Consider the following 22,691-nt stretch of genomic DNA (forward strand, 5'->3'; position numbering starts at 1 on the left):
TCAGGGTTCGACCTGGGCTTGCGGGTTGGGGCATTCGGGCGCGGTACCCCAATAGCCCGAGCACACCCGCAAGCGGCATTGCTCGCTTTCCAGGAAGCCCAGCTTGCGGCATTGCTCCAGGCGCGCCGCCAGGGGCGAGCCCGGCAGTTCGCGGACGAAGACGCCGTCGTTCTTGTAAACCTTGGTGCCAGGCGGCGACGCCGGTGGCAGGCCATAGGACATCAGCGCGGCCAGCAATGCGGCGTCGGAATCGTTGCGCGGCGTCTTGGCGCGCTGCGGCGCGGCCTCGGGCGGCGCTTTGGGCGAGGCTTGCGAGGTGTTCGCTCGAGGTACTGTGGGCCCGGCTGCCTTGGGCGCGGCGGCCTGCGCCTGCAACGCAGCGCGAGGCTGCGGCGGCGTAGCGGTGACGGCCAGCGCAGACAAGGGGTTCTCGGGCGCGCGGTCCTCATCGGCATTGGGAAGTCCCAATTGCGCCAGGGGGTGGTCTTCGATGATGGCAGCGGAAGAAGGCGGCGTATCGGGATCGGCAGCGGCCACGCGCGCACCCGCTGTCGGAGCGGCTGGCGCGGCGACGGGCTGCGCTGGCGGCGCGGCCGGGGGAGTCGATTCAGCAACCACGGGCAGCGGCGGCGTATCGAACACGCTATAGAACACCGCCCCCGCGGCGCCCGTCAGCAACAGCAGCAGCAAGGCCAGCGGCAAGCGGGAACGGCGCTTGGGCGCCAGGTGTTTGACCTCGGCGTCCGGCACTCGGCCCTCGAGCGCGGCGAGGATGCGCGATGCCGCGCGTTCATCCGGTGACGGTGCGCGTCCTGCGAGCAAGCTGGGAACAGAGGTCGGTGATCGCGATCTTTTTTCGTCTTCTGCCATGCGAAGTCCCGTGTCTGCAGAGGTCGTCTAAACCCCTGTAACCAAGGGGTTCGAGAATACCTGATGACTTCTTTCGCATCACCGTTTCTTGTTACGAGTTCTAAGCCACAGACGCGTTTTGCAACGTCCAAGCGCTTGCCTGAATCCCGAATAGAACAAAAGATTACGCCTTCGTAACTGAGGGACCTCCTTGCTTCTCCTGCTGCCTCTCTACTTTCTGCTCGCCATCGGCGTTTCCGCGTTGCTTGTATTCCCGTCCTTGCGGGAGGCCACGGCACGGGGAGCGCGCGCGCTTGCGCAGGGGATACGCCAGGGCATGGCGCGCGGCGCGGGACACGCCGGAGGGGCGGTCGGCGACTCCGCGCAGGCGCTGCGCACGGGCTTTGGAAAGGCCGGCGGCGCGTTTTCGGCGTACCGCTGGCACATCGCCGCGGGCCTGCTGGTTGTGTTGCTTCCGTCACTTTTCGCTTTCGTCATGCGACACAATCACACATTTGTTTACGAGGATCGGACAGCGGGTCCGGACCCACGCATCCAGGCTTTGCTGACCGGCGAAAGACTGGTCCCGCCGCCTCCGCTGCCGCCCGAAGCGTTCACCACGCGCGAAGTGGAATTGGTGCGTCCCAACCTGGGCGGCGCCAGCCGCGACTGGAACCTGCTGGACGCCGATTACCGCCAGCGCCTGCTGGCCGCGTACCGCGTGATGCGCGAAGAACACGGCTATGAGATGGTGCTGATCGAAGGCTATCGCAGCCCGGACCGCCAGGCTGAGCTTGCCAAGATGGGCTCGCACGTGACCAATGCCGGCGCCTACCAGAGCTATCACCAGTTTGGCCTGGCTGCGGACAGCGCCTTCCTGCGCGACGGCAAGGTGGTCGTGTCGGAGAAGGATCCCTGGGCGATGCGCGGCTACGAACTGTTCGGCGAAACCGCCGAGCGCGTCGGCCTGACCTGGGGCGGCCGCTGGAAGATGATGGACTTCGGCCACACCGAGCTGCGCCGTCCCGGCGTCATGCGGCGCAATGGCGGAGCCGCGCAATGATCAACTCCGCAAACGTCGGATCGCATCGATGACCCGCATACTCAAAACCGGGCTGCTGCTGGCCCTCGTCTTCGGCGTGGTCTGGCTCGCCGTCATCATCTGGTGGCAGGAGTCGCGCACGCTGCCCACGGGCGTGGACATCGGCCTCTATCTGTTCGCGCTGCCGCTGGCGCTGATCGCCGCCGCCTGGAGCGGCGCGCGCATCGTGCGTGCGCGCCGCGAAGCGCGCGCCGCGCCGGCGCAACCCGCGCAAGACGACGCCGTTGAGACCGCCGAGGCCGCACCCCAGGCCGCGCGCCTGCGCGTGCTGGGCAGCGCGGCCAGCGCCGCAGTCGGCAGCGAGCCCGCCGCGATCCACGCGGCGCTGGCCGCGCAGCAGCGCCCGGATCTGGATCCCTCCTTCAAGAACACGCAAGGCTTTCCGATCTTCAGCGCGCGGGCGCCGCAGCTCGATACCGATGCGCTGCGCGCCGCAGCGCGCGAGGCGCATGCTCCGGCCGCCGCGCTCGAAGAAGAACGCGTACGCGCAAGCTCCCTGCTGGCAGAGGTGGTGGAAGCGCTGTCGCTGGAGGCACGGGCCATCGTACTGAAGCAAGGCGAACCGCAACGCGACGAAGCCTGGCCGCTGCTGCAGCTGGAACTGCTGCTGCCAGCCGAATGGCCTGACGCCGTGCGCGACCACGCAGCCGACCAGGCGCGCGCGGCCGCGGCGTGGCCAGCCAGCCGCATCGCGCAGCGCCTGCACGCCGCGCCAAACGCGCTCGCCTGCGACGGCCTGCTGCGTCAACTCGCGCAGGAACCCCTGACCGCGCGCAGCGCCACGCTGCGCCTGGTCGCCGTCGCCGACTCTTACATCGATGCCGCGCGCGTCGAGCAATGGGACGCCGCCGGCCGCCTCATGTCGAACGCCAATCCTCAAGGCCAGGTGCCAGGCGAAGCCGCGGCGGGCCTGTTGCTGGACCTGGCCGCCCATGCGCCTGGCGGCGAGTCCGCACGCGCCGATTCCGCGCTGACCCTGATCCTGTCTGCACAAACACGGCGCGCGATCGACGCCGACGCGCGCGGCGCGTTGCATGAGCCCCGAGTGACCGAGTTGGCCACGCAGTTCCTGGCCGAACAAGGCCAGCCCGCCGATGGCGTGGCCGCGCTGATCAGCGACGCCGACCATCGCGGCAGCCGCCCGCTGGAAAGCGCCGGCCTGGCTGCCGCGCTGTTCCCGGCGCTGGACCCGAACCTGGACTGCCTTGCGGTAGGTTCCGGCTGCGGCCACACCGGCGCGGCCGCGCATCTGCTGACCGTGGCCGTCGCGGGCGTCGCCTGCGCCCAGGCCGGCGCGCCCGTGCTCGCCCTCATGACCCAGGACCCGGCGCTGCGGACGCTGGCGCTGGTGTCGCCTTCCGAAACCCTTCCCGCCTGACCCACAAGAACATAGCTCAAACCATGCGCAGCCCCTCCGATCTCCTATCCGGCGCCTCCCGCGCCATCAGCGAAGGCCGACATTGGTCCTCGCGCGCGCTGGCCAATCCGCGCACCTTCATGGCGCTCGGACTGGTGGCCCTGGTGGTATTCCTGTTCCTGTTCGCCGACACGGTGGAGATCGGCCTGGTCTGGGCGGGCATCGCGCTGGGCGTATGCGTGCTGCTGTGGCTGTGCGCCTATCTGTGGCGCCGGCGGCGCGCACGCAGCGCCAACAGGAACCTGGGCGACATGCTGGAGCAGCAGGTGCAGACGGGCGCCGCCGCCAACCGCAACGACGTGGAAGCGCTGCGCACGCGGCTCACCCAGGCGGTGCGCACCATCAAGACCTCGAAGATCGGCCAGACCTCGGGCAACGAAGCCCTGTACGAGCTGCCCTGGTACATCGTCATCGGCAACCCCGCGGCCGGCAAGAGCAGCGCCGTGATCAATTCCGGCCTGCAGTTTCCCTTTGCGGACAAGAACGGCGCGGCGGTGCGCGGCGTGGGCGGCACGCGCAACTGCGACTGGTTCTTCACCACCGAAGGCATCCTGCTGGACACCGCCGGACGCTATTCGGTGCATGAAGAGGACCGCAACGAATGGATGGGTTTCCTGGACCTGCTCAAGCGGCATCGTCCCAAGGCGCCCATCAACGGCATCATCGTGGCCGCCAGCATCGACGAGCTGACGGGCGCGGGCCCGGAATTCGCGATCAACCTGGCCAAGAACCTGCGCCAGCGCGTGCAGGAGCTGACCGACCGCCTGGAGGTGTTCGCGCCGGTCTACATCATCTTCACCAAGGCCGACCTGATCTCGGGCTTCAGCGAGTTCTTCTCCGACAGCGACCAGAGCGAGCGCGACCGCGTCTGGGGCGCGACCCTGCCCTACGGCGCCGAGGAAAACCGCGACGTGCTGGCGCTGTTCGACAGCCGCTTCGACGAACTGTATGAAGGCCTGAAGGAAATGGGCACGGCGCAGATCTCGTTGCGCAACAGCCGCGACCTGCCGCCCGGCCTGCTGACCTTCCCGCTGGAATTCGCCGGCATCAAGCCGGCGCTGCGCACGTTCCTGTCCACGCTGTTCGAGACCAATCCGTTCCAGTACAAGCCGGTGTTCCGCGGCTTCTACTTCACCAGCGCGCTGCAGGAGGGCGTGACGCAAAGCACTTCCACCGAACGGCTGGCCGAACGCTTCGAGCTGCGTCCCGCCGCGCGCGCGCAGTCGCGCAGCGTCACCTCCAACAACGGCTTCTTCCTGCGCGACCTGTTCTCCAGCGTGATCTTCGCGGACAAGAAACTGGTGCGCCAGCACGCCAGCCCCGCCAAGACGCGCATGCGCTACCTGGCCTTCTTCGGCCTGGTGCTGGCGCTGGGCCTGGTGCTGGGCGGCTGGAGCTGGTCCTATCTGGGCAACCGCCAACTGGCGCAGAACGTGCAGGCCGACCTGGACAAGGTGGTGCGCCTGCAAAGCGAGCGCACCGACCTGCAAAGCAGGCTGGAAGCGATGGAGATCCTGCAGGACCGCATCGAGCAGCTGGACCGTTATTCCTCCAGCCGCCCGTGGTCGCTGGGGTTGGGCCTGTACCAGGGCGACGTGCTGAAGGAGCGGCTGCTGGCCGAGTACTACAACGGCGCGCGCCAGTTCATGCTGACGCCGGTGAAGGCCAGCCTGGAAGACTTCCTGGCCAAGGTCGACACCTCCGCCGCCGCAGCCAGCGGCAGCGCGCCGCAACCGGCGCCGCAGCAAGCCCGCGCCGCGCACGCGGCCAATGGCGACACCCTGTTCCAGGACGCCTCGCCCACCAACGCCGACGACGCCTACAACGCGCTCAAGACCTACCTGATGATGGCCAACCATCAGCACGTGGACCCCACGCACCTGTCCGACCAGATCACGCGCTTCTGGCGCGGCTGGCTGGAAACCAACCGCGGCGCGATGCCGCGCGACCAGTTGATCCGCAGCGCCGAGCGGCTGATCTCGTTCTATGTCGGCCGCGCGCAGGACGAAGGCTGGCCGCAGATCGACACCAATCTGGCGCTGGTCGAAAAGACCCGCGGCAGCCTGCGCGCCGTGATGCAGGGCATGCCGGCGCGCGAACGCGCCTATGCCACGCTCAAGGCCCGCGCCGCGACGCGCTTCCAGGCCATGACGGTGGCGCGCATCGTGGGCGAGAACGACGCGGGCGTGGTCGCGGGCAGCTATGCCATTCCGGGCACGTTCACGCGCGAAGCCTGGGAGCAGTACATCCAGCCCGCCATCGGCGAGGCCGCCAAGAAGGAAGTGCAGACCAGCGACTGGGTGCTGGGCGTGAACGCGCGCGACGACCTGACGCTGGAAGGCAGCCCGGAGCAGATCCAGAAAAGCCTGGCGACGATGTACAAGACCGAGTACGCCGAGGAGTGGCAGAAGTTCCTGCGCGGCGTGACGATCAAGCCCTTCACCAGCTTCGAGCAATCGGTGGGCGCGATGAACCGCCTGGGCGATCCGCAGACCTCGCCCATCGCCAAGCTCATCAACACCACCTATGAGCAGACCTCCTGGGACAATCCCTCGCTGATCAACGCCGGGCTGCAGCAGGCCCAGAGCGGCGTGGTCGGCTGGTTCAAGCGCGTCATCCTGCGCCAGACGCCGCCGTCCGCCGCACCCGCCACCGCCGCCAACGGCGAAGCGATTCCGATGGGGCCGGTGGGACGCGAATTCTCCGATGTGGCGCGCCTGGTGGTCACGCGCGACAACCAGTCGCTGCTGGGCAACTACATGGGCGCGCTGTCGAAGATACGCACCCGCTTCAACCTGCTGAACAACCAGGGCGACCCCGGCCCCGGCGCGCTGACGCTGATGCGCCAGACGCTGGAAGGCAAGGACTCGGAACTGGCCGACGCGCTGAAGCTGGTGGACGAGCAGATGCTGGCGGGCATGTCGGCGACGCAGCGCGAGACCCTGCGCCCGCTGCTGGTGCGCCCGCTGATCCAGGCCTACGCCGTGACCATGCAGCCGGCGGAATCCGAGCTGAACAAGGTCTGGAACGCGCAGGTCTACCGCCCGTTCAACCAGACCCTGGCGGAGAAGTACCCCTTCGCCAGCCGCGCCAGCGTCGAAGCCAGCAGCGATGAGATCGGCCAGGTATTCGGCCCCCAGGGCAGCATCGCCAAGTACGTCAACGACACGCTGGGCCCGCTGACCGTGCGCCGCGGCGACATCCTCACGGCGCGCACCTGGGGCGACATGGGCGTAAGCCTGCAACCCACCTTTACGGCCAACTTCGCGCAGTGGGTGGCGCCGCTCTCGGGTGGCGCGGCCGGCAGCGGCGCGGCCAGCCAGCCGCAGACGCTGTTCCAGATCCAGCCCAAGCCCGCGGCCGGCGTGACCGAGTACACCATCGAGATCGACGGCCAGCAGCTGCGCTACCGCAATACCCCGCCGCAGTGGGTCAATTTCGTGTGGCCCAACGCCCAGGGCGCCCCCGGCGCACGCATCACCGCCACCACCTTCGACGGCAGCGTGGTCGAGATCGTCAACGAACCGGGCCGCTTCGGCCTGGAACGCCTGATCTCCACGGCCCAGCGCACCGCCAACGCCGACGGCAGCTTCAATATGAGCTGGGGCAAATCCAACGTGACGGTGCCGGTGAAGCTGCGCATCATCAGCAACGCCCAGGCGCCCGGCGCCGGCGGCAGCGAGCCCGGCGGCAGCCAGGGCCTGCGCAACCTGCGCCTGCCCTCGTCCGTGATCGGCGCCTCTTCCGAATCCTCCGCCCAGACGCAACCCGGAGCGCCGCAATGAGCAACCCGCAGTCCCCCTTGTTCCGCACGGCCTACTTCGGCAAGATTCCCAGCCGCGGCGACTTCGTGAAGAACACCTCGCATCCGCAGTTGATGGCCACGCTGGATGCCTGGGTCGCCAGCACCATGGAGATGCTGGCGCAGGAGCCGCACTGGAAGGCGCTGTACGACGAGGCCGAACCCATGCCGTTCGCCATCCTGGGGTCGCGCGGCAAGCTGGCCATCGCGGGGCATCTGCAGCCCAGCCAGGACCTGTCGGGCCGCCGCTACCCCTTCCTCTCGGCCACCTCGGTGGAAGTGCAGAAGCCGCTGGCCTTCATTGCCCGCAGCCCCATCGCCTTCAGCCGCATGTGGAACCGCATGAGCGGCGCCGCCGCCCTGCTGATGCAGGACGGCGATCCCGCCTCGGCGCTGCAGACGCTCAACGAACTGGAAGGCGAAATCCGCACGGCCGCCGACGACGGCTTCGATGCCTTCGTCGACCTGCAAACCGTGGAACGGCTGGAGGCGATGCTGCGCGGCAACGGCCACGCCGCGCGCGTGCACGACATCATCCTGGCGCTGGGCATCCTGCTGGAGCCGGTGATGTCCAGCGGCTCTTCGCAGCTGGACAAGGGACTGTCGCTGCCGCTGCCGGACGATCCGCTCTACATCAACCTGGTGGCCGCCTACTGGATGACGCTGATCTCGCCCTTCCTGTCGCGCGCGGACTTCGAGATCACCCTCTTCATCGGCCGCATTGCCGGCAAGCACCGGCTGGCCGTGGATTTCCGCGGCGCCTCGCCTCAGACGCTGGCCAGCCTGCTGTCCACGCCGCAGGCGTATGCCGAACAGCACATCGTGCTGGAGGACGCGCCCTGGGTCCGCAACCACGTGTCCGCCAGCCATGGCCTGGCCAAGCTGTCCAGCTACCTGGACCAGCCGCGCCTGTCCCTGCGCCTGGCGCTGGATACCTTTCTTGAAGTCTTTACCGGAGCCTGACCATGCGCCTTTCCTTCATGCTCATGGCGGCGCTGTATGCCTGCACGGCCGCGGCCCAGGACGCGGCCACGGTAGTGCCCGCCAACGTCATCCCCCAACCCGGCCAGGTCGTGGCCAGCGGCGCCGTGCCGGACGAAGCCGCCAAGGCCGACGTGCTGGCGCGGCTGCAGCAGGTGTACGGCGTGGGCAACGTGATCGACCAGATCGACGTGGGCGGCGTGGTCGCGCCGCCGAACTGGTCGGAACACGTCGGCAAACTGATCGGCCAGCCCTTGAAGCAGATCAACCGCGGCCAGCTGGAAATCGACGGCACCCAGATCCGGCTGCGCGGCGAAGTGCAGAACGAAGCCTCGCGCCAGCAAATCGCCAGCGCCTTCGCGACCTCGCTCAATCCCACCTACAAGATCGTCAACGGCCTGCGCGTATCCGCCAGCAAGGACGAACAGGGGCTGCTGGACCAGGTCCTGACCAACCGCGTGGTGGAATTCGAGACCGGCAGCGCCACGCTCACGCCGCGCGGCCGTGAACTGCTGGACAAGGTGGCGGACGTGGTGCCCAAGCTGCACAGCGACAAGGTGCAAATCATCGGCCACACCGACAGTTCCGGCAGCCGCAGCACCAACCTGGCGCTGAGCCAGGCGCGCGCCGATGCGGTCAGGACCTATCTGGTGGACAAGGGCCTGCCGCCAGCGCGCTTCGAGACGCTGGGCGCGGGGCCGGACCAGCCGGTCGCCACCAACGCCACCGCCGAAGGCCGCGCCAAGAACCGCCGCATCGAGTTCCGCGCCAGCCGCTAGGCGCCAGGGCGGCCCGCAAGGGCCGGCTCGCCAAGGGGACTTTTCGTTCAGCCGTTGTGGTCCGGCGGCTTGGGCACCCCCAACAGCTCTTCCAGGCCGGACAGCGCATCGCCGTTCTTGAGTACGGTGCGCAGCCACAGGTGCAGCGACATCTCGCCCCAGCTGGCGGCCTTGTCGGCCAGATAGGCCACGGGGCTGTGAGGCTCGGTTCGGCGGAAGAACTCCGCCACTTCGCGCAGCTGAGCCAGCGCCTGCTCGCGCGTTTGCAGCGGGCCGCGCGCGGCTGCGGGCGCGGCGGAATCAGGGGCGGCGGCGGACAAGGTCGGCTCCATCCGGGTGGCTGCGGGCGCAGCGGGGGCAGCGGCCGGCGCCGCGGCATCCGCGCGCACCAGCAGCCCGGCGTCGCGAGCGAAGCGACGGGTCAGCTCGGTGACGTCGCGCAACGCATCGCGCACCGGCGAGAAGGCAGGGCCCTCGTCGCCCAGGCGCTCCGCCAGCGTCTGTTCCAGCGTATCCAACGCCGCGAAGCAGCTTTGCAGATTTCCCTCCAGCTCGGAGTAGAAGGCCGGCGGCGTGTCGCGGCGCGCGGCGTCGAACTGGTCCAGCGTAAGCTTGCCGCGCGTGATCTCAGCCGCATTCTGCGGCGCGCGCTTGACCGCGTTGGCCAATTGCGAGGCGCTGTCCCACAGGGCCGCGCCATAGCGCCCGCCCTCGGACTGCGTCAGCGGCAGCTCGCGGATCAGCTGTTGCGAGCGTGCCAGCAGCCAGGCCAGATTGCCCACGCGCTGCTGCACGTCGCCTTCGTCCGGCACGGGATGCAGGCCGTCCCAGTAATGGCGGCACAGGCCGTCCACCAACAGATAGCCGTCGCGCAGTCCAACGAAGCCGCGCGTCTTGGCCCAGGCTTCGGCCAGCCAGGCCGCCACGCGCACATCCTTGCTCTGTTCTCGCAGCACGGTGGTGCAGATGCGGATGACTTCCGGCCAGTCGGCCTCCTTGATGTCGATGACCCAGTCGCCCTGGTCCAGGTTCGGATCATCGTGGCGGCGCGCTTCGCGGATGGCGTCGAATTCGGCGGAAAACACCATGTCGACGCCGCAGGGCGCCTCGCCCGCAATGGGCTGCAGCAATGTGTCGATATCGCTCATATATATCTGGTCGGATGGCAGGATCGCGGCCGCCGGGCCAGCGGCGGGCGGCGATAAGAGGACCGATCCTCCCATATCTGTAACGACGTTGCGTTTGAAGATGACACGTCCTATTACAAAACGCATCACGGACCCTGGATATCATGCGGGTTCCCCAGGACAAGGATGCGCGATGAACAAGTCATTCCACATGATGCCCGACGGCCGCTTCATCAATGGCAAGCCGCGCCGCTGCCCCGACGGCACCTACGTCGGCGACGGCGGGCCCATCACGCGCGCGCCGGACGGCACTTACGTTGCCGGCAAGCCGCAGCGCGCGCCTGACGGCCGCTACCTGGGCGGCGACGGCCCGGTCCGCATGGCGCCCGACGGCACCTTCGTCACCGGCACGCCGCGGCAGGCCCCGGACGGCACCTATCTGTAAGCACACATAACCAAACTGACAGGGCAACAGGCAGCCATGGCGCAGCTATCGGTGATACGCAAGGGCGACCGCACCTCACATGGCGGAGTGGTCGTCACGGGCGACGAAACAGTCATGATCTTCGGCCAGCCCATGGCCCGGCTGGGCGATCGCGTCACCTGCCCCAAGTGCAGCGGCACGCATACCATCGTCGAAGGCGCGGCCGCCGTCAGTTCGGACCGCCGCACCGCGCTGGAAGGCATGAAGACATCCTGCGGCGCGACGCTGATCGCAAGCCAGCAGTTCTACCGGCTGGAGCAGGGCTAGGCCGCGGACCGCGCAAGCACGCGCCGCAATCCCAGGCGCAACCCCAGCACGGCGAACGCAATCGGCAGCACCATGCGCCACTGCGCCACGAACAGTTCCATCGTGGCCTCGCCCGGCGCCCAGGTGTTGCCGAACACCTGAGGCTCGGGCGGCGCCAGATACAGCGCGACCAACGCGGCGGCCAGCGTCGCCGCGGTCCGCCATGCGGCCGAGCGGCGCACCCGCGCCGCGCGCTCGGCCAGCGCCAGCGTCAGCAGGCCCGCCAGCCCCGCCAAGGCGGCATCGACATAGAACTCGAATGGCCCGTACAGGTATGGCGCGTCGGGAATCATCCAGCCGTAGGCATCGGTCTTCAGCACCGAAGTCAGGCAAGCGCCGAACAGCGCCGCCGCGGCGGACAGCAGCAGGAAATCACAGAACCGCAGGAAGACTCTCGGCATCATGGAACAGGAATGCGCCGCATGCGGCGGCGGGGTGCGGGCGCAAGAATGCCACAGGACCGCGTCCGCCGCATCCGATCCTTCGCTGCCGCCGTGTTTGCGCGCGAACCAGCGGCACAACGCGTTCTCTGAGAGAATGCCGCCTGTCTCTCAGGCTCTCTCGCTCAGACCTCAAGCAGCACCCATGACGCTTCCGCAATCCAGGCTGTACCCGTTGCTATTGTCCGGCGCGCTCGCGCTTGCCCAGGCGGCTCTGCCGGCCTATGCCGCCGCCGGCTCGTCCTCCCGGAAACCCGCCACCCGCAGCACGCCCGCGGCCCCGCCCCAGGGCATGCCGCAGTATGGCAAGGGAGAACATGGCCGCTACCTGATCCTGAGGCTGGACAACAGCCGCGGCGGCGCCATTGCTCCCAATACGCCATACCGCCTGTTCCTGACAGATAAAGACCAGTCCATCGAGGGTACGCCCGACCACGACGGCATCGTGCACGGCGTCACCGACGCGCTGGGCCGCAGCGCCTGGATCTGGACCCGCGAGGCGCATTCCGCCGATGACTTCACCCTGATCCGGCGCATAGGCAGCGGCGCCTGGGGCAGTGTGTTCCAGCTGCAGCGCGGCGGGGATAAGGAGCCGCTGGGAGGTTGGCCTTACGTCACGACCATGCATGTGCGCTGGGGCGAGCAATGGGTGGACCTTGGGTACACCACCGCCCAGGGCAATACCGCCTATTTCACCCACGACCAGCCCGCTGCCACGCTGTCGATATCCACCGAAGCGAGCGCGGCGGAAAACCGCCAGTGCTTCGACGAGCTGGACGCCATCAACCGCAAGTTCAGCCAGGACGATGCCGAGGGCGCATTGCAGCTGGTGGATGCCACCGCCTGCGGCGCAGAGCCGCAGCAACAGCTGGACATGGCCAACCTGCTGCTGATGGCCGGCCGCGCCGACCTGGCGCGCCTATGGCTGGAACGCGCCCGCTCAGGATCCGCGCCCGTGGATCGCGATGTGCTGCGCGCACGGTTCAAGCTGGAACGCCTGCTGGGCATGCCCGCCCTGGCGCTGGAGGACGCGCTGGAATTGCAGCGCCGCCAGGCCGAGACGCCGCTGCGCGACGAACCCGACTGGGCCAACAGCATCGCCTATTACCTGGCGGATTTTCCCGATCACCTGGCGCAAGCCGAAACCCAAGCGCGCCAATCGATAGCCACCGCCGGCCCGCTCCCCTACAACTTGGGAACCCTGGGCTGGATCCTGGCCCTGAAGGGCGACATCGACGGCGGGCTGGACCTGCTGAAGCAGTCCTACCGCGAAATTCCGCGCGACGAGGAAATCGTGGCCGACTACGGCCTGGCGCTGTGGCGCCACGGCCAGCAAGGCTTGGCCACCCGGCTCTGGAACCAGGCCGAGGCGCAATGCGTGTGGGGCGGGCGCATGCACGACGCGCTGCGCGAAGCCCGCCATCCGCACCCCTACTTCCAGGCGGCGAGCTCCCGCGAGGTGCAGGCCTATCAGCAGCGCTGCGCGGCGCCGCAGACCAAACGCAAGACCAGGTCCGCCACTGGCGCCGAGGCGTAAAATAACCAAGACAGACCAGCAGCGCCCCGCAACAGCGGTACGCGCAGGAGACCATCATGAAATCCGCCCTGACCCGCTTGCTTACTCTCATGGCCACGGCCCTGGTCCTGGCCGGTTGCGCGCAAGGCAATGGCGGCCCGCCCCATCCCGGCGCGGTCAATCCGTACAGCGAGGGCGGCTTCCACGACGCCGGCCCCAACTACCCCGACACCGGCCGCTGACAAGCGCCAGCTTTAGGCTTCCCGCAGCGCGCCCGACTTCAGCAGGGGCGCCAGGATGCCGGCGGTGTAGACCCGCGCCAGGTTCACCAGGAAGTCAGTGAAATCGGCCTTCGCGGCGTGATCGGCCTGATCCGAAATCACCCGCAGCACCGCGAAGGGCACGCCAAATTCGTAGCAGACCTGCGCCATCGCCCCGCCTTCCATTTCCAGGCAGAGCGCATCGGGCAGGCGCTGGCGTAGCTGGTGCGCATAGTCATTGCTGTTGACGAAGACGTCGCCGGTGGCGATGAGTCCATGATGCACCCGCGGCAGCCGTGCGCCCTGCTCCGCCGGCAAGCCGGCATGGCCGCGCACGAACTGCCCTGCGCTTTCCAGCAACCGCCCGCTCAGAACCGGATCCGCATCGAAGCGTTCGCGCCCCAACAAGGGGATCTCATGCCGCCCGAACAGCGGCCGCGCGTCCATGTCGTGCTGCATCAGCCCGCTGGCCACGACCACGTCGCCCACCGCCACATCCTCATGCAAGCCGCCGGCCAGCCCGGTGAAGATCACCCGCGATACCTGGAACTCCTGGATCACGATGGAGGCGGTCGCAGCCGCGGCCACCTTGCCGATCCGGCTCAACGCAATCACGCAAGGCGTGCCCCACAAGGTGCCGACGTGGAAGTCGCGCATGGCAATGCGATGGATGGCGGCGCCCGGGTCCATCGCCGCCAGCAGGTCGGCGATCTCTTCGTGCAAGGCGCCCAATATGGCTAAACGTCCCATGTACATCTACTCAGGTAATGCGCGGCCCGCGGCCGCCCTGCCCGCAACATACTCCATGCGCGCCGAGGCCGCCAACGCATGCGGGCCTAGCCATGCTTGTCATGAGGATTGCAACTTTTGATGTAGTGAAACTGTCCTGCTGCACCCGCGCCGCCCTGCGAACCTGGCCGGGGCGATGGGATTGCTACCAATTAGCTAGTCAAAAAAGCGGTGTATGTCCGTTCAGCAGGGAAACCACGCACCCGGCGGCGTCTGAACGCCGTGCTAGCTTACCGTCGCGCACGACGCGGACCATGCCAGCAAGCAGATTCATTGCAAGACTCAATCTGTGGAGAACGATCATGGTGAAGAATCTAGCCGTATTCTTCGACGGGACCTGGAACGAACCCAATGACCGCACCAACGTCTACGAACTCTACAAGGCGGCGCCCGAGACCTCCACGCAGGAGACGTTCTACATCGAAGGCGTGGGCACGCAGGGCCAGGGCCTGTGGGCGGCCATCGACAAGTTCGCCGGCGGCGCCTTTGGCGCGGGACTGTCGGCCAACATCCGCGCGGGCTACCGTTGGCTTTGCCAACGCTACGAACCGCGCGACCGCATCTTCCTGCTCGGCTTCAGCCGCGGCGCCTACTCCGCCCGCAGCCTGGCTGGCATGGTGCGCAAATGCGGCCTGCTGAACGATCCTTCCGACAGCAACGTGGAACAAGCCTATGCGCTCTACCGCGACGACTGCATTCCCTCCTCGCTGGAAGCCGCGACCTTCCGCCTGAATTTTTCGCGCGAGACCGACGTGCATTTCGTCGGCGTCTGGGACACGGTCGGCAGCCTGGGCATACCGGTGGGCGGCATTCCTTTTCCGGGCTTCTCCAGGTTCTACAACTTCCACGACACCGAACTCAGCAACCACGTCCATCACGCCTATCACGCCATCGCCACCAACGAATTCCGCGAACCGTATGCGCCGACCCTGTGGACCCGTCTGGCCAACTCCGAGCCGCGCCCGCCCGACCATCCGGTCGAGCAGCGCTGGTTCATCGGCGCCCATTCGGACGTCGGCGGCGGCTACCGCGACGGCAGCCTGCAGACGCTGCCGGCTTCGTGGCTGCAGGAGAAGGCGCGCCAGGCCGGCCTGGCGCAACGCGTCGCCACGGACTACGACCAATGCGAGCCGCACGATTCCTACCGCGAGTTCACGGAGAAGGTGCTGATCCATGTGAAAAAGCGGCCCAGGCTGTGGGACGGCGCAACCGTGCTCAATCTGACGGTGGACGAACAGCTGCTCAAGCGGTTCGGGCGCAGCCTGGATTTCCTGAAGGAGTACCCCGACTTCAAGGACGCGCTGGAAAAGCTGCCCGTGGCGCGGCCGTGACCCGCCCGCCGCGCGCGGGCGGCGAACGCAATGTGATGACTCGCAATAGAGTGATGCAATGCGCTCGGAAATGAGACTATGCGATTTAAAGCGATACAAACTTCCACCTGTCGGAATGTGGAGGGGAAACAATGCTTATGCGTAGCGCATTTCAAGTAACCTCCGGCCACCAGTCATTGTTCCGAGCCGATGTTTACGCATGTTCCGCAATGTCTTTGCTCTCAAATCCCTTGAAAGGTATTTCCTGACACTGGCTGCAGGCGTAGCGCTGCCGGTTTCCATGCTGACCGTGATCGTGGTGCAGCAGAACTGGCGGTCGCTGGCCGCCACCGACGACGCCCTGAGAGGCTTCGTCGTGGTCCGCACGACCCTGATGACGATGGAGGCCGTATCCGCCGAACGCGGCCCCATGAACTCGGCGCTGGGTTCCGACCTGCCGGTCCCTGAAAACATCCTGCACGCGCTGGACCAAGCCCGCCAGCACACCAATGCGCAGATCGCCGACCTGCTTGCGCTCTACCGCGCGCCCCTCAATCCCAACGGCGCCCGCGAATTCACCAACATCCAGCGCATCCGCGAGTCCCTGTTGAACGCCCGCGCCAGCGCCGACGCAGCCATCGCCGCGCCCCGCGCCCACACCTCCGGCCACAACCTGTCGACAGTGGTCGGCGACATGGTCGCGGTGGTTCCCGAACTGCGCGCCGCGATGTCCGACGGCATCGGCCTGATCGCCCGGAACCAGGGCGAAGACTTCGACCTGCTGTCGCTGGCGCTGCTGGCGGGCGAACTGCGCGAACAGGCCGGCCTGCTCGGCTCCACGTTCGCGCCCGCCCTCAGCAAGCGCCGCACGCTGACCGCCAGCGACCAGCTGCGGATAGAACGCGTGATCGGCCGCATCGACCAACTACGCGCGCTGATCGACGCCAACATCGCCAGCATGCCGCGATACGCCTCCTCCCTCGCCTACCGCGAACTGCAGCAGCAGTACTTCGGCGACGGCATGAACTACCTCGACAGCGTGCGCGCCATGGCCGAACGGGTGCCCGAAGAATCCCTGGTATCGATGTACGAACTGGGCGCGAACTATGTGCCGCGCATGAAGTCCATCCTCCGGTTCCGCGACCTGATGCTCAATGAAGTGGAGCGGCGCATCGGCGAAAACCGCCAGGCCGCGATCCGCGTGCTGCTGACCACCCTGGCGGCCGCCGCGATGCTCACCGCCGCGTTGATCATCGGCTTGTCCATGTTCCGCAAGCGCGTCATCCGGCCTTTCGTGCGCGCCACGAACATCATCGGCGCGATCGCAAAAGGCGGCGACGTGCCGGCCATTCCGGCGGACCAATACCGCGGCGAAGTGAACGGCATGTTCAAGGCCTTGAACGTGCTCAACGACAACGCCGCCGCCGTGCGCAAGCTGGAGCTCGAACGCGACCGCCTGATTCAAGACCTCGCCATCATGGCCGAAACGGATTTCCTGACGGGCCTGCTGAACCGCCGCGCCTTCGAGAAGCGCCTGGAAGCTTCGCTGGACGACATCCGCAACGACGCGCAGGACGGCCTGGGCTTCATCCTGTTCGACATCGACCACTTCAAGTCCATCAATGACACGCACGGCCATGCCACTGGCGACGAAGCGCTCAAGACCGTGGCCCACCTGTGCCGCACGACCTTCCGCGAATCCGACGTGGTCGCGCGCGTGGGCGGCGAAGAATTCGCGGTGCTGTGCCGCAGCCGCAATCCGGACCGCGTCCGGGACATTGCGGAACGCATGCGTCTGAGCATCGCGCAAACGCGGATCCGCGCCGACGGCGGTTCCTCCTTCAGCATGACCGCCAGTTTCGGCGTCGCCCATGCCCGCGGCGGCGATACGGCGGCGCTGGAGAACCTGTCGCGCCGCGCGGACGAGTTGCTGTACAAGGCCAAGCTGACCGGCCGCAACTGCGTGCTGCTCGAACAGATGGCTTGACGCCACGAGCCACTCAGGCCGCCAGCGTTTCCCGCGCCGGTGCGCGGTACTGCTCCCACAGCCCGGCTTCCCGCGCGCGCGCCCCTTCGACGTTTTTCTCCTTGACATGGCCATAGCCGCGGATCGTGTCCGGCAGCGCGGCCAGTTCCAGCGCCGTGGCGCGATTGGCCGCGTCCAGCGTGCGCGAGAACTCCCCGGCCAGCGCCAGATAGTCGGCCGCCAGTTGACGCTCCATGCGGCGTTCGGCCGTCTTGCCGAACACGTCCAGCCAGGTGCCGCGCAGCCGCTTCATGGGCGCCAGCGCGCGAAACGCCAGCCCCATCCACGAACCGTAGACGCGCTTCTGCAGGCGTCCGCGCGCGTCGCGGCGCGCCAGCGCGGGCGGCGCCAGGTGATAGCGCAGCTGGTAGTCGCGGCCAGGCTCGCCTTCGAACTGCTGGCGCAGCCGGGCCTTGAAGGCGGGGTCCACGTACAGACGGGCCACCTCGTATTCGTCCTTGTAGGTCATGAGCTTGGCGAGATTGCGCGCGACCGTCTGCGTGACTTCGAAACGCTGCGGATCCGCCAACGTGGCCTCACGCGCGCGCAGCGCCGCCACCGCCTCCAGGAAGCGCGCGGCGTAGGCCTCGTCCTGGTAGGCGCGCACGTGTTGCGCCAGCCGCTGGATCTGGCCGTCCAGGGACTCCGGCAGGGCCATCACCTGCCCCCGCGGCGCCGGCTTGAGCGCGGCGGCGCCATGATGCGCGGCTTGCCGGCCCAGTTCGAAGGCGGCCAGGTTCTTCTCGACCGAGACGCCGTTCAGTTCGATGGCGCGCCGCAGGCTGTCCAGCGCCAGCGGCAGCCCGCCCTGCTGCCAGGCGTAGCCCAGCAGCAGCGGGTTGGCGTAGATGGTGTCGCCGAGCAGGGCCTCGGCCAGCGGACCGGCCTCGATGAAGTCGCAATTGCCGCCCGTGCTGCGCGCCAGCGCGGCTTCGGCCTGCGCGCCGGGAAACCGCCAGCTCGGCTGCGACAGGAAAGCCGCCGTCGGCGCGGCGCTGCTGTTCACCACGGCGCGGCCATGGTCCGGCCGCAGGCGCGACAGCACTTCCGGCGACGCCGCCACCAGCGCATCGCAGCCGATGACCAGATCCGCCTCGCCCAGCGCCACGCGCGTGGCATGCAGGTCCGCGGGACGATTGGCCAGCTGCACGTGGCTGAGCACGGCGCCGCCTTTCTGCGCCAGCCCGGCCATGTCCAGCACGGTCACGCCCTTGCCTTCAAGATGCGCGGCGGCTCCCAGCAGCGCGCCGACGGTCACGACGCCAGTGCCGCCCACGCCCGCTATCACCACGCGGTAGGCCCCTGGCGGGCGGATTTCCGCCAGGTCGGGCTGCGGCGGTTCGGCCAACGCGGGGAGATTCCTGCCCGTGCCCGGCTTGCGCAGCGTCGCGCCTTCCGCCGTGACAAAACTGGGGCAAAAGCCCTCCACGCAGGAGAAGTCCTTGTTGCAGGACGACTGGTTGATGCGGCGCTTCGTGCCCAGCGGCGTGTCCAGCGGCTCGACCGACAGGCAGTTGGATTGCACCGAACAATCGCCGCAGCCTTCGCAGACCGACTCGTTGATGAAGGCGCGGCGCTGCGGGTCGGGATACTCGCCGCGCTTGCGGCGGCGGCGCTTCTCGGTGGCGCAGGTCTGGTCGTAGATCAGCACCGTCGTGCCTGCGACGTCGCGCAAGGCGCGCTGCACGTCGTCCAGCGCCTTGCGGTGGTGCACTGCCACGCCCTGCGGCAGCGCGGCGGCGCCGGCGTACTTTTCCGGCTCGTCGGTCACCACCACGGTCTGGACCACGCCTTCGGCCTGCATCTGCGCGGCGATCTGCGGCACCGTGAGCACGCCGTCCACCGGCTGCCCGCCCGTCATCGCGACGGCGTCGTTGTAGAGGATCTTGTAGGTAATGCTGGCGTGCGCGGCGACTGCCGCGCGTATGGCCAGCAGCCCCGAATGGAAATAGGTGCCGTCGCCCAGGTTGGCGAAGATGTGGCGCTCAGTGGTGAAGTCCTTCTGGCCCAGCCAGGCAACGCCTTCGCCGCCCATCTGGCTGAAGGTGTCGGTCTTGCGGTCCATCCACATCGCCATGTAATGGCAGCCGATGCCGGCGACCGCGCGCGAGCCTTCGGGCACGCGGGTGGAGGTGTTATGCGGACAGCCCGAACAGAACCAGGGCTTGCGCTCTTCCACCAGCGTGGGGCGGGCAGCCTCGCGCTCCTTGGCGTCGATCACCGCCAGCCGCGCCGCGATGCGCGCCCGCAGCGCGTCCGACAGGTCGGCTTTCTCCAGGCGCGCGGCAATGGCGCGGGCGATCAGGGCCGGCGACAGCTCGTGGCGCGCGGGCAGCAGCCAGCCGCCGCGCGGCGTGGACCATTCGCCGCCGCCGTTGTCGCGTTCGTCGAACTTGCCGTAGACGCGCGGCCGCACGTCGTCGCGCCAGTTGTAGAGTTCTTCCTTCAGCGCGTACTCCAGGATCTGGCGCTTTTCCTCCACCACCAGGATCTCTTTCAGGCCAGTGGCGAATTCGCGCGCATCCTGCGCGTCCAGCGGCCAGATGCAGCCCACCTTCAACACGCGTATGCCGGCCTCGCGGCAGGCGGCCTCGTCCAGGCCCAGGTCATTGAGCGCCTGGCGCACGTCCAGATACGCCTTGCCGGCCGTCATGATGCCGAAGTGCGCCTGCGGCGAATCCAGCACCACGCGATTCAACTTGTTGGCGCGCACATAGGCCAGCGCCGCATACCACTTGTGATCCAGCAGCCGCGCCTCCTGCGCCAGCGGCGTGTCAGGCCAGCGGATGTTCAGTCCGCCTTCGGGCAAGGCGTCCTCGGGCAGCACAATCTGCACCCGGTCCGGATCCACTTCCACCGAAGCGCTGGATTCGACCACGTCGGTCACGCACTTCATCGCCACCCACAGGCCGGTGTAGCGGCTCATGGCCCAGCCGTGCAAGCCATAGTCCAGGTATTCCTGCACATTGGACGGATACAACACCGGTATGCCGCTGGCGATCAGCACGTGCTCGGACTGGTGCGCCACCGACGAGGACTTGGCGGCATGATCGTCGCCCGCCAGCATCAGCACGCCGCCATGCGCCGAGCTGCCGGCGGAGTTGGCGTGCTTGAGCACGTCCACCGACCGGTCCACGCCAGGCCCCTTGCCGTACCACATGCCGAACACGCCATCGCGCGCCGCGCCCGGAAACAGGTTCAGCTGTTGCGAACCCCATACCGCCGTGGCGGCCAGGTCTTCGTTCACGCCCGGCTGGAACACCACGTCGTTGGCCTGCAGGTGGCGCTTGGCCTTCCACAGCGCCTGGTCCAGCCCGCCCAGCGGCGAGCCGCGGTAGCCCGAGATGTAGCCGCCGGTGTTCAGGCCGGCCTGCAGGTCGCGCTGCTTTTGCAGCAGCGGCAGCCGTACCAGGGCCTGGGTGCCGCTCAGATAGATGCGCCCTTGGCTGCGGGTGTACTTGTCGTCCAGCGTCAGGCCATGGGTATCGGCCGCGCCTGCGGAAAGGGGGGTGTCCACGCTTGTCTCCTGCGTTCCGGTTCTTGGTGTTTTGCCGCAGTGTAGGAACCAGGCTGGTTATCGTATATTCATATATTCAGGTATCAGGTATGTGATAAACAGATGGCTAACGACGTCACCTTGCGGCAGCTGCGCTACTTCGCGGCCGCCGCCCGGACCGGCCGGTTTTCCATGGCCGCCGCCGACGAACATGTCTCCCAATCCGCGGTCACCAATGCCGTGCTGGCGCTGGAGGCGCAACTGGGCGTGCGCCTGTTCGACCGCCATCCGCATGGCGTCACCCTGACGCCCGAAGGGCATAACTTCCACCAGCGCGCACGTGAAGTGCTCGATTCGCTGGACGACGCCCTGCGCGAGCCCGGCTTCCAGCGCTATGCGCTGCGCGGCGCAGTGAGGATCGCCGCGTCCTACACGGTGCTGGGCTACTTCCTGCCAGATCTGCTGGCGCGCTTCCGGCGGCGCTATCCCGACGTGGAGCTGGACCTGGTCGACCTGGACCGGCCCGAGATCGAAGCCGCGGTGACCAGCGGCGAGGTCGAACTGGGCGTGGCGCTGCTGTCCAACGTGGAACGGCGCGAGCGCTTCGGAAACCAGGTGCTGGTGCGCTCGCGGCGGCAGCTATGGACCGCGTCCGGCCATCCGCTGGCGCAGGCGTCGGCGCCGTCGCTGGCCGATATTGCCGGCTATCCCTACATCCTGCTGGAAATGGACGAAGGCGAGCGCTCCACGCTGGCCTATTGGCGCGCCCATGGCCTGCAGCCTGACATCGCGTTCCGCACCCGTTCGATGGAGGCGCTGCGCGGGCTGGTTGCGCATGGCTTCGGCGTCACGATGCTGTCGGACATGGTCTACCGTCCGTGGTCGCTGGAAGGCCGCAAGATCGAGGCCGTACCCATTACCGACGCCGTCCCGCCCATGGAGGCCGGGCTGCTGTGGCATCCGCAAGCGCGGCTGGCCAAGCCCGCCGAGGCCTTCCGCCAGTTCATGATCTACGCCTGCGGCGTCTAGCGCCGCGGCACGCCTGGCCGCTATACCAGGATCGCGCCCTTGCGGCGCGTGAACTGGGCCAAGGAACGCAGGGCCAGCGCATGCATGGCCGCGACGGACGGCAGCAGCGTTTCTTCCTTGCGGGTCAGCACGCCGACGATGCGCTCGACCGTGGGTTCGGCCAGCGGCACGAAGGCCAGGCCGGTCGCGGCCGCCGGCCGCGCCAGCACCGGCAGCACGGTCACGCCCAGGCCGCTGAACACGCTGGCCAGCAACGACGCGCGGTTCGACACCACCATGAACGGGTCCTCGATGGCGCTGCCCAGTTGCCGGTTCTTCAGCGTGTCGAAGGTGGCATTGCCTATCAGGCGTTCGTCCGCCAACGCCGACCAGGGCACGGGGCCGCGCCGCCGCGCCAACGGATGGCTCTTGCGGCACACCAGGCCGAATGCGTCGCGCGCCACCGGCGCGAACGCCACTTCCGTGGTGCGCGGTACTTGTCCCGCCACCCCTACCTGGACCTCGCCGCTCAGCACCAGGCGGTGCACGTCCTGCGAGGACTCGTCGACGGCGCGGATGCGGATCGCGGGGTGGCTGCGCGCGTAGCGCTCCAGCAGGCGCGGCAGCCACTCGTCGGCCAGCGACGGCATCACCGCCAGCGACACCGGTCCCTGGCTGCCCAGGCCGAATTGACGCGCCGCGTCCAGCACCCGGTCGTGGGTGGACAGCAGTTCGCGGAACAGCGGGGCCACGGCGATGCCCAGGGGCGTGAGCTGCGCGCGCTTGCCGGGTTCGAACAGCGGCGCGCCCAGCTGCTGCTCCAGATCCTGCATGGCCGCCGACACGGCTGCCTGCGAGCGGAACGTGCCTTCGGCCGCCATGCGGAAACTGCCATGGTCGGCCGCCAACAGGAACTGGCGCAGATGCTGGATTTTCAAGGGCGCGGACATGGCTTGAAGGCTGCAGAAAATTCGGATTTTCCGAAATTAACTTGAGTTA

General features: G+C 67.9%; 18 protein-coding genes. 12 read left to right on the forward strand and 6 right to left on the reverse strand.

Annotation, left to right across the window (positions count from 1 at the left end):
• Nucleotides 1–750, reverse strand: a complete 750-nt coding sequence (locus ACM1PE_RS24300) for a hypothetical protein (protein ID WP_419341200.1) — start codon at nucleotides 748–750, stop codon at nucleotides 1–3.
• A 310-nt stretch (nucleotides 751–1,060) separates the two neighbouring features.
• Between ACM1PE_RS24300 and ACM1PE_RS24305 the strand changes: the two genes are divergently transcribed.
• The 5 genes from ACM1PE_RS24305 to ACM1PE_RS24325 all read left to right on the forward strand — a co-directional run bounded on the left by ACM1PE_RS24305 (nucleotide 1,061) and on the right by ACM1PE_RS24325 (nucleotide 8,930).
• Complete coding sequence (locus ACM1PE_RS24305; RefSeq protein ID WP_118935031.1) at nucleotides 1,061–1,912, forward strand: M15 family metallopeptidase; 852 nt, start codon at nucleotides 1,061–1,063, stop codon at nucleotides 1,910–1,912.
• A gap of 28 nt (nucleotides 1,913–1,940) precedes the next feature.
• Entirely contained in the window at nucleotides 1,941–3,329 is a 1,389-nt protein-coding gene (locus ACM1PE_RS24310; protein ID WP_419341201.1) for a hypothetical protein, read from the forward strand.
• Nucleotides 3,330–3,448: 119 nt separating this feature from the next.
• Nucleotides 3,449–7,153, forward strand: a complete 3,705-nt coding sequence (tssM, locus tag ACM1PE_RS24315; RefSeq protein ID WP_118935190.1) for a type VI secretion system membrane subunit TssM — start codon at nucleotides 3,449–3,451, stop codon at nucleotides 7,151–7,153.
• Nucleotides 7,150–8,133 (forward strand): type VI secretion system-associated protein TagF, encoded by a 984-nt coding sequence (gene tagF / locus ACM1PE_RS24320; protein ID WP_059371248.1) that lies wholly within the window; start codon nucleotides 7,150–7,152, stop codon nucleotides 8,131–8,133. Before tssM ends, tagF begins: the two co-directional genes overlap by 4 nt.
• A gap of 2 nt (nucleotides 8,134–8,135) precedes the next feature.
• Entirely contained in the window at nucleotides 8,136–8,930 is a 795-nt protein-coding gene (locus ACM1PE_RS24325) for an OmpA family protein (protein WP_059371247.1), read from the forward strand.
• A 47-nt stretch (nucleotides 8,931–8,977) separates the two neighbouring features.
• Here the strand turns inward: ACM1PE_RS24325 and tssA are convergent, their stop codons facing one another.
• Nucleotides 8,978–10,078: a type VI secretion system protein TssA gene (gene tssA, locus ACM1PE_RS24330; protein ID WP_419341202.1), complete on the reverse strand. Its 1,101-nt coding sequence runs from the start codon at nucleotides 10,076–10,078 to the stop codon at nucleotides 8,978–8,980.
• A gap of 172 nt (nucleotides 10,079–10,250) precedes the next feature.
• Between tssA and ACM1PE_RS24335 the strand changes: the two genes are divergently transcribed.
• Together ACM1PE_RS24335 and ACM1PE_RS24340 are read left to right on the forward strand one after the other, a co-directional pair.
• On the forward strand, nucleotides 10,251–10,502 hold the full coding sequence (locus ACM1PE_RS24335; RefSeq protein ID WP_059371245.1) for a hypothetical protein: 252 nt from the start codon (nucleotides 10,251–10,253) through the stop codon (nucleotides 10,500–10,502).
• 36 nt (nucleotides 10,503–10,538) lie between these two features.
• Complete coding sequence (locus ACM1PE_RS24340) at nucleotides 10,539–10,808, forward strand: PAAR domain-containing protein (RefSeq protein ID WP_042795237.1); 270 nt, start codon at nucleotides 10,539–10,541, stop codon at nucleotides 10,806–10,808.
• On the opposite strand, the gene ACM1PE_RS24345 is transcribed toward ACM1PE_RS24340, so the two are convergent.
• Complete coding sequence (locus tag ACM1PE_RS24345; RefSeq protein ID WP_306635395.1) at nucleotides 10,805–11,251, reverse strand: hypothetical protein; 447 nt, start codon at nucleotides 11,249–11,251, stop codon at nucleotides 10,805–10,807. The two genes, ACM1PE_RS24340 and ACM1PE_RS24345, sit on opposite strands and share 4 nt — an antisense overlap.
• 181 nt (nucleotides 11,252–11,432) lie before the next feature.
• Between ACM1PE_RS24345 and ACM1PE_RS24350 the strand changes: the two genes are divergently transcribed.
• Together ACM1PE_RS24350 and ACM1PE_RS24355 are read left to right on the forward strand one after the other, a co-directional pair.
• Nucleotides 11,433–12,824 carry a tetratricopeptide repeat protein gene (locus tag ACM1PE_RS24350; RefSeq protein ID WP_419341204.1) on the forward strand — a complete coding sequence of 464 codons (1,392 nt, stop codon included), beginning with the start codon at nucleotides 11,433–11,435 and terminating at the stop codon, nucleotides 12,822–12,824.
• 56 nt (nucleotides 12,825–12,880) lie between these two features.
• Nucleotides 12,881–13,045, forward strand: a complete 165-nt coding sequence (locus tag ACM1PE_RS24355; RefSeq protein WP_165867768.1) for a hypothetical protein — start codon at nucleotides 12,881–12,883, stop codon at nucleotides 13,043–13,045.
• A gap of 12 nt (nucleotides 13,046–13,057) precedes the next feature.
• On the opposite strand, the gene ACM1PE_RS24360 is transcribed toward ACM1PE_RS24355, so the two are convergent.
• On the reverse strand, nucleotides 13,058–13,813 hold the full coding sequence (locus tag ACM1PE_RS24360; protein ID WP_419341205.1) for a 5'-methylthioadenosine/adenosylhomocysteine nucleosidase: 756 nt from the start codon (nucleotides 13,811–13,813) through the stop codon (nucleotides 13,058–13,060).
• Between the two features lie 341 nt (nucleotides 13,814–14,154).
• Between ACM1PE_RS24360 and ACM1PE_RS24365 the strand changes: the two genes are divergently transcribed.
• Both ACM1PE_RS24365 and ACM1PE_RS24370 read left to right on the forward strand, forming a co-directional pair.
• The gene (locus ACM1PE_RS24365; protein WP_419341206.1) at nucleotides 14,155–15,183 is read left to right on the forward strand and encodes a DUF2235 domain-containing protein; all 1,029 of its coding nucleotides are present in this window, start codon (nucleotides 14,155–14,157) and stop codon (nucleotides 15,181–15,183) included.
• A 280-nt stretch (nucleotides 15,184–15,463) separates the two neighbouring features.
• Complete coding sequence (locus tag ACM1PE_RS24370; protein ID WP_419341207.1) at nucleotides 15,464–17,149, forward strand: diguanylate cyclase; 1,686 nt, start codon at nucleotides 15,464–15,466, stop codon at nucleotides 17,147–17,149.
• Nucleotides 17,150–17,162: 13 nt separating this feature from the next.
• Here ACM1PE_RS24370 and ACM1PE_RS24375 read toward each other — a convergent pair whose 3' ends face one another.
• Complete coding sequence (locus tag ACM1PE_RS24375) at nucleotides 17,163–20,705, reverse strand: indolepyruvate ferredoxin oxidoreductase family protein (protein WP_419341208.1); 3,543 nt, start codon at nucleotides 20,703–20,705, stop codon at nucleotides 17,163–17,165.
• 102 nt (nucleotides 20,706–20,807) lie between these two features.
• Here ACM1PE_RS24375 and ACM1PE_RS24380 point away from each other — a divergent pair, with 102 nt between their 5' ends.
• The gene (locus tag ACM1PE_RS24380) at nucleotides 20,808–21,713 is read left to right on the forward strand and encodes a LysR substrate-binding domain-containing protein (protein WP_419341209.1); all 906 of its coding nucleotides are present in this window, start codon (nucleotides 20,808–20,810) and stop codon (nucleotides 21,711–21,713) included.
• Nucleotides 21,714–21,733: 20 nt separating this feature from the next.
• Here ACM1PE_RS24380 and ACM1PE_RS24385 read toward each other — a convergent pair whose 3' ends face one another.
• Nucleotides 21,734–22,642 carry a LysR family transcriptional regulator gene (locus ACM1PE_RS24385; RefSeq protein WP_118931578.1) on the reverse strand — a complete coding sequence of 303 codons (909 nt, stop codon included), beginning with the start codon at nucleotides 22,640–22,642 and terminating at the stop codon, nucleotides 21,734–21,736.
• Between the last annotated feature and the right edge of the window lie 49 nt (nucleotides 22,643–22,691).

The sequence above is a fragment of the Achromobacter sp. PD1 genome, from assembly GCF_048541815.1.
Lineage (GTDB): Bacteria > Pseudomonadota > Gammaproteobacteria > Burkholderiales > Burkholderiaceae_B > Achromobacter > Achromobacter bronchisepticus_A.